Here is a 5,781-nt window from a genome sequence, read left to right as displayed (position 1 = left end):
ATCCGGCGCCCCATATCGCCCGCATGGCCCGGCGCCTTGCCCGCGACCGCCTCAGCCCGACCCGGCCGCTTCCTTTGGCAGGACGCGACCGAACGCGACGCCTCCGTCGAAATCCATCGCGCAGCCTGCCTCGCGCTGTCCCATTTCGACACGTCCTGACGGGCGACGAATGTCACCAGGAACAGTCTCCGACGGCATTTTTACTTGTAATTGAGAACCATTCTCATATATGACTCCTGACGACAGGAGCCGACAATGCCGCACGCCATACTCAAGACCTGCACCTATAGCCTGATGCACCTGACGGTCGCCGTCACGGTGGCCTACGTGCTGACCCAGGACTGGCGCATCGCCCTCGGCGTCGGCGTGATCGAGCCCCTGGTGCAGACCGTGGCCTACACATTCCACGAGCGCATGTGGAAGCGGGCAGGGACGCGAACGTCCCGGCATAGCGAAGCGCTCGCCTGAGCCGGCCTCTGAAAGATTACAAAAAAATATGATTACAGGTGTAGCCGTCAGGCGTATCGCGAATGTCTCAGGCGAGACCGTCCGATGCCTCGCCCAAGTGGACGCCGCCCCACATGTCCCTGCCTACACCTGCCAATGACACGACCGATACGCTCAGCAAGGTCGCGACCGTCACCTTCCTTTTCTGGATCATGAAAATCTGCGCCACCACGGTCGGCGAGACCGGCGGCGACCTTTTGTCGATGACGATGAATATCGGCTATGCCGCCAGCTCCGTGATCCTGATCGGCTTCTTCCTTGTCACCCTTGTCCTGCAGATGCGGTCCGACCGTTTCTACCCCTTCCTCTATTGGGCAGTCATCCTCGCCACCTCCACGGCTGGCACCACGATTTCCGACTACATGGACCGCACCCTGGGCCTCGGTTACGCAACAGGGGCCATCATCCTGGTCAGCCTCCTCGTCGCCATCCTGCTCACTTGGCATGTCACCATGGGCTCGATCAGGGTCGACCATATCCGCAAGCCGCAGGTGGAACTGTTCTACTGGGCAGCGATCCTCGCTTCCAACACGCTCGGCACTGCGCTGGGTGACTATCTCGCCGACAGTTCCGGCCTTGGCTACGGCCTCTCGAACCTGCTTATCTCCGGCGGAATCGCGCTGTGTGTCCTCGGCTATTTCTTCACACCGATCTCGCGAACGGCCCTGTTCTGGGCAGCCTTCGTCCTCACCCGGCCCTTCGGCGCCACGATGGGCGACCTGCTGACCAAGGCGCCCGACAAGGGCGGTCTCGGCATTGGCACGGCCGGTTCCAGCGCCGTCTTGCTCACAATTCTGGTCGCGCTCATCGCGTGGACGGTCTGGGGCCGGAGATCACCCGCAACAGCGTCCGCCGATTGACGACGCGCGCCATTTCCGCCATTTGGGTGCATGACGAAACTCACCACACCCGAAGCCGTCGTTGACGCGCTCGAAGCGCTCTACGCCGAAGCCGTCGAGGCCCTCTCAGGCGCCCTCGACCTCTATCTCCACAAAGGCACTCCGCCCGACAAAAAGCTGCGTGACAGCGGTGCCTTCTGCTATCCGCAGATCCGCCTCACCTATGATCCCGACGGCCCACCGCCGCCGATCAGCCGTGCCTTCGGCAAGATGACCGAGGCCGGAACCTATATTTCCAGCTTCACCCGTCCGGACTTTTTCCGCACCTACCTGATCGAACAGCTCACCCCGCTGATGCGTGACTATCACATCACCGTAGAGGTCGAGCGCTCGAGCCAGGAAATTCCCTATGCCTATGTCTGGGAACAGGGTCAGGCCGACGGGCTCGAGGAAATCTCGCCGGCCGAACTTGCGCGCTGGTTCCCCAGCCCGCAACTCGCCGACATCGGCGATGAAGTGGCCGACGGCGAATTGTTCGAGCCGATGGACACCCGCCCGCTTGCCTTGTTCGATGCCCCGCGCGTCGATCTCTCGCTGAAGCGGCTCCAGCATTATACCGGCACGCCGGTCGAACACTTCCAGGACTATGTCCTGTTCACCAATTACCACCGCTATGTCGATGCCTTCTGCGACTGGGCGCTGGAACAGATCGGCGCCGACAACCACTATACGTCGCTGTCGGTTCCCGGCGGTCTTGAAGTGACCAATGTCACGTCCACATCGCGCACGGATATCGACGCCGCGCCATGGCGCCGGTTCCAGATGCCGGCCTATCACCTGCGCGCCCCGAACGGCGCCGGTATCACGCTGGTCAATATCGGCGTCGGCCCGTCCACTGCCAAGACGATCACGGACCACCTTGCCGTCCTGCGCCCGCAGGTCTGGATCATGGTCGGCCATTGCGGCGGCCTGCGTCACAGCCAGTCCATCGGCGATTATGTGCTGGCCCATGCCTACCTGCGCGAAGACCATGTACTCGACGCCGTCCTGCCGCCGGAAATCCCGGTGCCGGCCCTCGCCGAAGTCCAGGTCGCGCTACAGGAATCCGCCGCCCGCGTTACCGGCGAGACAGGCGACGCCCTCAAGCGCCGCCTGCGCACCGGCACGGTTGTCACAACCGACGACCGCAACTGGGAACTGCGCTTCACCGCCACGGCCCGGCGTTTCAACAAGTCGCGCGCCATCGCCATCGACATGGAAAGCGCCACGATTGCCGCCAATGGCTATCGCCTGCGCGTACCCTATGGCGTGTTACTCTGCGTCTCCGACAAGCCGCTTCACGGCGAGATCAAGCTGCCCGGCGCCGCCAATCGTTTCTACGAACGCTCCATCGGCCAGCACATCCGTATCGGGATCGAAACCCTCGAAATGCTCGCCGCCGACAAGGGCGCCAAACTGCACAGCCGCAAGCTGAGAGCCTTCGACGAACCACCGTTCCGGTAAGCCCTCCCCATAATTCGCATGCTGCGCACAAAAAATGGCGGGCGCCGAAGCGCCCGCCATTCAATTCAGTCCAAAATCCGAACGCCTATTTCGCGTCGAGCTTGGTGATCTTCGTGCCTTCGATGCTGAGGCCGGCCATCAGGCCCTTCTGGTCGAAGATGAACGCATAGGCGTCTTCCTTCAGCGTCGAGGTCGAGAGGTTCTCGGCGATACCGGCATTGACCAGCACAACCGTCGGGCCGACGCCGATTTCCCAGCCATCGGAATCCGAGACATATTTCACGGCGTCATCATTCATCAGGAACACGGCATAGCCGTATTGTTGCGCGCCGGCCTGCAGGCCCCACGAGCCGGTGAACGTGCTGTAATAGTCCTGCACGACGCCGCCCTTGCGCATTTCGCCTTCACCATACGCGCCGCCGACTCCGAGACCGGCTTTCACGATCGATGGGAAGATCAGAACGGCGCGCGATTTTGCGGCGATGGCCTTGGCGGCCGAATTGTCAGAGATCAGGCGATTGAGTGCCTGCGTGCTCTGTGAATCGATATCCTGGCGGCTCACCTCATCCGGCATGCTTGTGCAGGCGGTGGTCACCAGGGGCGTGCCGATGACGAGGCATGCAGCGAGCAGGGCGGAACGGAATTTTGCCATAGGGGAGTCTCCTGTTTAGGCAGATTATATTGCTTTTGTAACAACGCAGGAAGTCACAATTCGTTCCGCGCATGCGTGATTCAGATCAAGGGCAGGAAAGGCCGTCTGCTGGTATACGCCATTCGCTCTGGACGATCACGCCATCCCGCGCTAGCTCGTGTCTCATGAACAATCGCATTCTCCCCCTCGACGGCGTCCGCAATTTCCGTGATTTCGGCGGCTATGCCTCGCGTCATGGCGGCAATGTAAAGCGCGGCCTTCTCTTTCGCTCCGGACATTATGCCGAAGCCTCCGAAGCCGACCTTGAAAAGATTGCCCATCTCGGCATCCACTTGCAGGCAGACCTGCGCCGTCCCGACGAGCGCGAGAAGCAGCCCGGAAAATGGTCGGCCCCCAATACGCTCACGCATGATGGCGGCCGCGAAACGGACGCGCCCCATACCCGCTTCCTGACGCAGCTCGAGGTCGATGCCGACTCCGCCGATGGCTGGATGAACGACTATTACCGGCTCGCTCCCTACAAGCCTCACCATACCGAGCTGTTCTCAGACTGGTTCCGGCATCTGGCCGGCCTCGAGGGCGATGCGGCGGGCGTCGTCAATTGCGCCGCCGGCAAGGACCGCACCGGCATCCTGTGCGCGCTGACCCATCACGTGCTCGGCGTCGGCGAGGACGATATCCGCACCGACTATAACCTCACCAACGAGGCCGTGAACGTGTCGCTCTTCCTTCCGGATGCCGCGAAATATTTCAACGACATGCTGGGCAAGCACCATGATGTCGAAGTCTACCGGCCTTTCCTCGGCGTTCGCCTGCACTATCTCGAAACAGCGGTCGCCACGATCACGGAGAATTCCGGCTCGATCGACGCCTATCTCTCCGACACGCTTTTCGTGGATGACGCGATGCAGGCGGCGATTCGCGACCGGTTGATCGACCCGGCCTGAAAAGGGGATGCGCAGCGCTCGCTTTGAGCCTTGCTTTGTTTCCTTGCCCCGGTCCTGCCGAACCCGCTAAAGTCGCCGCAATGAGCGAATCCGAAATCCCCGAGCGCGACGACCAGACCTTCTCCATGTTCGGAGACGAGGACCCGTCCGCGAAACCGGCAGCCTACCAGGTTCTCGCCCGCAAATACCGCCCGCGCCTGTTCACTGACCTGATCGGCCAGGAGGCCATGGTCCGCACGCTTTCGAATGCGTTCGACACGGGCCGCATCGCCCATGCCTTCATGCTGACCGGCGTGCGCGGCGTCGGCAAGACGACCACGGCCCGCCTGCTCGCGCGCGGCCTGAACTACAGCCGCGAAGGCGCCGATGGCCCGTCGATCCATCTCGACCCGCCGGGCGACCATTGCGACGCCATCATGGCCAGCCGCCATCCGGACGTGCTGGAACTCGATGCGGCCTCCCGCACCGGCGTCGCCGACATGCGCGACCTGCTCGACGGGGCCCGCTACGCCCCCGTCTCGGCGCGCTACAAGGTCTACATCATCGATGAGGTGCACATGCTGTCGACGGCCGCGTTCAACGCGCTGCTGAAGACGCTGGAAGAGCCGCCGCCGCATGTGAAATTCATCTTCGCCACCACGGAGATCCGCAAGGTGCCGGTCACGGTCCTGTCGCGCTGCCAGCGGTTTGACCTCAAGCGCCTCGACTCGGTCGAGCTTGCCGCCCACCTCAAACGCATTGCCGATCGCGAAGGCGCGAAAGTCTCCGAGGAAGGCCTCGCCCTCATCGCCCGCGCCGCCGAAGGCTCGGTCCGCGACGCGCTCTCGATCCTCGACCAGGCCATCGTCCAGACCATGGATGGCGGCGAAGTCAGCGGCGCCGCCGTGCGAGACATGCTCGGCCTCGGCGACCGGGGCCGCCTGCTCGATGCCTTCAGCTTCGCGATCAACGGTGACGCGAAAGACGCCCTCACCGAGATCCGCGAACAGGTCCATGCCGGGGCCGACCCCGCCGTGATCCTGAAAGACCTGATGGATATTGCCGCCGACGTCTCCGTCGCACAGGCGACCGGCGGCGACTATGATCCCGGCGGCCCGGCTGACTGGGCCGCGCGCACGCAGGCCATGGCCCAGAAGCTGACGCCCGCGCAGGCGTCCCGCTGCTGGCAGATACTGCTCTCCGGCTTCAACGACCTGCAGACGGCGCCCGATACGGCGACGGCGCTCAACATGGTTGTCCTGCGCCTGGCCGCCGCCAGCAGCCTGCCTTCGCCGGAAGAGGCCGCCCGACTGCTCGCTGCCGGAGGCAGTGCTTCGCCGGGAAAGCCTGACGC

6 protein-coding genes are annotated in these 5,781 nt (G+C 63.3%); 5 read left to right on the top strand and 1 reads right to left on the bottom strand.

Going from position 1 to position 5,781, the window contains the following annotated elements; genetic code table 11:
* Nucleotides 1-255: 255 nt before the first annotated feature.
* From AADA04_RS14250 to AADA04_RS14240, 3 genes are all read left to right on the top strand, one after another.
* Nucleotides 256-468, top strand: a complete 213-nt coding sequence (locus AADA04_RS14250) for a DUF2061 domain-containing protein (RefSeq protein ID WP_340693943.1) — start codon at nt 256-258, stop codon at nt 466-468.
* Between the two features lie 113 nt (nt 469-581).
* On the top strand, nt 582-1,367 hold the full coding sequence (locus AADA04_RS14245) for a hypothetical protein (protein ID WP_340693942.1): 786 nt from the start codon (nt 582-584) through the stop codon (nt 1,365-1,367).
* Between the two features lie 30 nt (nt 1,368-1,397).
* A complete protein-coding gene (locus AADA04_RS14240) occupies nt 1,398-2,849 on the top strand; it encodes an AMP nucleosidase (RefSeq protein WP_340693941.1) in 1,452 nt (483 codons plus the stop codon).
* An 85-nt stretch (nt 2,850-2,934) separates the two neighbouring features.
* Here AADA04_RS14240 and AADA04_RS14235 read toward each other — a convergent pair whose 3' ends face one another.
* Nucleotides 2,935-3,501 carry a lipid-binding SYLF domain-containing protein gene (locus AADA04_RS14235; protein ID WP_340693940.1) on the bottom strand — a complete coding sequence of 189 codons (567 nt, stop codon included), beginning with the start codon at nt 3,499-3,501 and terminating at the stop codon, nt 2,935-2,937.
* A 164-nt stretch (nt 3,502-3,665) separates the two neighbouring features.
* Between AADA04_RS14235 and AADA04_RS14230 the strand changes: the two genes are divergently transcribed.
* A complete protein-coding gene (locus tag AADA04_RS14230; protein WP_340693939.1) occupies nt 3,666-4,448 on the top strand; it encodes a tyrosine-protein phosphatase in 783 nt (260 codons plus the stop codon).
* Between the two features lie 80 nt (nt 4,449-4,528).
* On the top strand, nt 4,529-5,781 hold a 1,253-nt coding region (locus AADA04_RS14225; RefSeq protein ID WP_340693938.1), incomplete at its 3' end, for a DNA polymerase III subunit gamma/tau.

This window comes from Hyphomonas sp., from assembly GCF_037969335.1.
In the GTDB taxonomy this organism is placed as follows: domain Bacteria; phylum Pseudomonadota; class Alphaproteobacteria; order Caulobacterales; family Hyphomonadaceae; genus Hyphomonas.
This window is presented reverse-complemented; position numbering and strand designations above follow the sequence as displayed.

Excerpts from the sequence above, each read along its gene's own strand:
- AADA04_RS14250 (WP_340693943.1), top strand. The coding sequence starts at position 256 with ATGCCGCACGCCATACTCAAGACCTGCACCTATAGCCTGATGCACCTG.
- AADA04_RS14245 (WP_340693942.1), top strand. The coding sequence starts at position 582 with ATGTCCCTGCCTACACCTGCCAATGACACGACCGATACGCTCAGCAAG.
- AADA04_RS14240 (WP_340693941.1), top strand. The coding sequence starts at position 1,398 with ATGACGAAACTCACCACACCCGAAGCCGTCGTTGACGCGCTCGAAGCG.
- AADA04_RS14235 (WP_340693940.1), bottom strand. The coding sequence starts at position 3,501 with ATGGCAAAATTCCGTTCCGCCCTGCTCGCTGCATGCCTCGTCATCGGC.
- AADA04_RS14230 (WP_340693939.1), top strand. The coding sequence starts at position 3,666 with ATGAACAATCGCATTCTCCCCCTCGACGGCGTCCGCAATTTCCGTGAT.